Origin of the sequence: Natronomonas sp. (genome assembly GCF_046710025.1) — an archaeon.
Taxonomy (GTDB): domain Archaea; phylum Halobacteriota; class Halobacteria; order Halobacteriales; family Haloarculaceae; genus Natronomonas.
Map to the genome: position 1 here is coordinate 1 of NZ_JBKEGK010000242.1, position 3,748 is coordinate 3,748.

Sequence of the window (3,748 nt, forward strand, 5' to 3'; positions counted from 1 at the left end):
CGGAACCGAGGTGTTCTCGACGTTCGCCCACGATAACGGCCAAATCGAACAGGAACTGACGACCGAAGATATCTTCGATTACAATGTCTACGATGGCCTGTAACTGCGGACACGAGGGGGCGTGAGCACAGATGGCCACGAAAACCGACGTTGATGACGATATCGGGGGATACATAAACGGGTCGATCCCGACGGTCGACCCACGGCGGGCGATCCTCGGGTCCGCCGGTATCGCCGGCTTTCTTACGCTATGGTGGGCGGCCTCGCTCGTCCAGCCCACATATGTACTGCCGTCGCCGGCCGCTGTCGGCGAAACGTTCTACGCTGAGGCCGCGAGCGGCGAGATGGCGACTGCGGTCGGCCAAAGCGTCCGTCACTGGATTCCAGGCGCCGTGATCGGCACCACCCTCGGCGTTGCAGCCGGCGTCGGCCTAGCGTGGAGTTCACTCGCCGACGACATCTCAGCACCGATCGTTCGCACCCTGCGACCGGTGCCGCCGCTAGCGCTCATCGGCTTCGCGATCGCGTGGTTTGGCATCAACCACGCCGGAGCGGCCTTTATTATCGCCGTCGGGGCCTTCTGGATCAACTTCTATGCCGCCTACGGCGGCGTCGAGGGCGTCTCGGAGGACCTCCTTGACGTCGCCCGTAGTCTCGGCGTCGAGGGCGACTTCGAGTTGCTGCGGTCGGTCGTCGTCCCCGCGGCCTCCCCGGAGATACTGACCGGGATCCGGACCGGGATCGGGCGGTGTTGGATGCTCGTCGTCGCCTCCGAGATCTTCGGCGTCCCCGGCATCGGGCGGCGTATCCTGCGCGCCTCGAACAATCTTCAGGTCGACGTCGTGATCGCGTACATCCTCGTGTTGAGCCTGCTGTTCTTACTTGTCGACGTGACCTTTAGGGCGGCCCAACGGAGGGTGCTCGCGTGGCGGTGAACGATGACGAGCGCGGAACCGAAAAGGGGGGCAGGAGTACAGACAGCGGACACGAAACCGCAACGGCCGCCCGCGTCCAAGTTTCGGACATCGCCAAGCACTACGAGGGCAACGAGGGGCCGATCCGGGCGCTCGAAGGGGTCTCCTTCGACGTCTCGGACGGCGAGTTCGTCTGCCTCGTCGGCCCCTCGGGATGTGGAAAGACGACGATGTTTCGGATCATCGCCGGCCTCGAGTCCGCAACGGCGGGTGACGTCTTCCTGAACGACGAGCGGGTCGACGGCCCGACATCCGACATGGGCGTCGTCTTCCAGGAGTACCACCTCTTCCCGTGGCGGACCGTCCGCGGAAACGTCGCTTTCGGCCTCGAAAAAAGCGATGTCGCCGCCGAGGAGCGCCGGGCGCGGGTCGAGCGACTCGTCGAGTTGGTCGGCCTCGAAGGGTTCGGCGATAGCTACCCCAAGGAACTCTCCGGCGGCATGAAACAGCGCGTCGCCATCGCGCGGGCGCTGGCGGTCGATCCCGACCTCCTGCTCATGGACGAGCCCTTCGGCGCCGTCGACGCACAGACGCGGGAGATGCTCCAGACCGAACTGCTGGAAATCTGGCGCGAGACCGGAAAGACCGTCCTGTTCGTCACCCACGACGTTGAGGAGGCAGTGAAACTCGCCGACCGGATCGTCGTGATGGCCAAGGAACCCGGGAGGGTCCGAGAAGTAATCGACGTGGACCTCCCCCGGCCGCGGGCGCGCTCGGACGCCAAGTTCGGGCGCTACTACGAGCGCGTGCTGGGGCTCATCCGCGGCGAGCGGGGCACACCGGACGTGTAAGGCTCACTCGTTCGCTCGGGCCTCGCGGAGTTCCTCTATGTGGCGTTCGAGTCTGCGAAGCGTCGCGTCCGCATCGGCGTACCCCGCCTCGTACTCGCCGTAGGCGTCGTCGGCCTTCGTCAGGAAGCGATCGATGGCGGCGTCTGCGTCGGTCATGTGGGGTGTTCGGTCGGTCAGTTTAAAAGGCGGGCGATGTGGGGCTCGGTTCGACATCACCGGACCCCGTTTCGGCCGCCGAAACAGGTCGCGACTTGATAACCGGATCGTGTGAATCACGGGCAATGGCCGTGTCTCCCGCTCGCTCGCCGCCCCGTGGACGCCGATTCGGAGCTGTCTGTCTGTGCGTCGCCCTCGCGGCGCTCGTCGGCGTCGGGCTGGCTGGCGGGACCGCCGCGGCGCAAAGCGAGGCGACGATAGAGAACGTGACGATCACTCCCGACGAGGGCGACGCGGGCGTCACGGATACGCACACCGTGACCGTCGAGACGGCGAACACGACGGGGACGAACGCGACGATCGAACTCGACCTCACGGGGTGGGCCGCCGAGCGGACGGAGAACGTCGATGTCGTGACCGGGCAGGCAACCGGGGGTCCGACAAGCGACAGCGTCCGGGTCGATCCGGAGGGCGAGACGGTCGTCGTCGACATCAGGGTCACGCACCCGACGACAACGGGCGACGTGTCGATCGAGGCGGTCGTGATCGGCGGCTCGGGCGAGCGTCTCGGGTCCGATGCGGCGTCGATCGCGGTCGAGTCGGTCGGATTCGATCCGTCGCTCGCGGACAGCGAGATCGACGCCTTCGGCGCCGAGGCCGACCACACGACGGAGCTTTCGGGGCTCGGGTCCGCGGCGCCCGAGAACGCCGTGGCGATTTCGTCGCCGGATCTGGCCGACGACGAGCTATTCGAGGTACTCGATGGCGACGAACGGGAAGCCGTCTATCGAGAAGACGGCGAGCTCAGGCTGGAACCCCCCGGGCAGGAGCCGGGTATCGAACTCTCGTTTCGGGACTTCGACGCGGCGACGTACCGGTTCGACCTCTCGCCGGTCGGTTCCGAGGTCAAACAACGGCTCGAACTCGAGGTCGTCGACCCCGAAGTCGACGGCTCTTTTGCGACCGACCGACATGAGGTGGCAGCCGGCGACATGGTGACCGTTGATACGAGCATTAGCGGCGTCGACGGGGGGTATCTACTCGTCGGTGCAGACCACAAGGCGCGGGAAGGCAGACCGGCCAATTTCTTCGACATTGTCTATGTAGAGGGAGGAGCATTAACGATCAACACCCGCCTGCTCGGCACCAGCGCCGATACCGAAGACGTGTATATGACCGATGGTACCGTCCGGAGTTACCTCCATGACCCCCCAGTGGGTGAAACGGAAGGAGATGGTGAAAAGCGACTCTCCGAGGTTCGCTTCAGAGGTTCAGACGGCCGTCGAACGTGGGACAATATAGACGAATTCCGAGCGGAGATGGGGATGGGACCGCTGCCACGGCCGGTTCAGCCCGAGCGCTACCGGTTTGTGCTTGGAGCGGATGGCACCGTTGAACTGCGCGATGACGGCATCGCCGACTTTGCGCACCCGGTCGCCCGCTCGAATCTGCAAGTGACGGAGCCCAGCGTGGAGTCAGTCACGACGTACGTCGCGCCGCGTGGCCCGGCAAACGAGTTCGAGACCTCCGGAGACATTGGTTCGCTGACGGGGGAGCTGACCGAACGGGGTACCATCGCCAAGGAGGACAGACTCGTCTTTGAGATTGAGGCAACTGGCCTCTATGGAGCACTCTTTCATCAAACCGACGAAGGCGGACAGGAGTTTGAGGAGGGAGTTCACCCCGATGAGTTTCAGGACTTGCTCAACCTCGAGGACGAGGGTATCGTCCTCGAATCCAAGCAGACGGACATGACTTCGAACGAACCCCGAACTGAGCTTAACCTCGGCGGTGCAACGGATGGCGAGGCATACGTCATTCCGGAGT

Annotated in this window: 3 protein-coding genes and 1 pseudogene; 3 read left to right on the forward strand and 1 reads right to left on the reverse strand. The window is 64.6% G+C overall.

Annotated elements, in window-relative coordinates:
* The first annotated feature begins 131 nt into the window (after positions 1-131).
* Together ACI944_RS12965 and ACI944_RS12970 are read left to right on the forward strand one after the other, a co-directional pair.
* Entirely contained in the window at positions 132-935 is an 804-nt protein-coding gene (locus tag ACI944_RS12965) for an ABC transporter permease (protein WP_411719453.1), read from the forward strand.
* Positions 932-1,765 (forward strand): ABC transporter ATP-binding protein, encoded by an 834-nt coding sequence (locus tag ACI944_RS12970; protein WP_411719455.1) that lies wholly within the window; start codon positions 932-934, stop codon positions 1,763-1,765. Before ACI944_RS12965 ends, ACI944_RS12970 begins: the two co-directional genes overlap by 4 nt.
* 3 nt (positions 1,766-1,768) lie before the next feature.
* Here the strand turns inward: ACI944_RS12970 and ACI944_RS12975 are convergent, their stop codons facing one another.
* Positions 1,769-1,921, reverse strand: coding sequence for a hypothetical protein (locus ACI944_RS12975; protein WP_411719454.1), 153 nt, complete (start codon positions 1,919-1,921; stop codon positions 1,769-1,771).
* A 125-nt stretch (positions 1,922-2,046) separates the two neighbouring features.
* On the opposite strand from ACI944_RS12975, the pseudogene ACI944_RS12980 reads away from it, so the two are divergent.
* Positions 2,047-3,748 (forward strand): annotated as a pseudogene (locus tag ACI944_RS12980) (hypothetical protein); the annotation flags it as partial.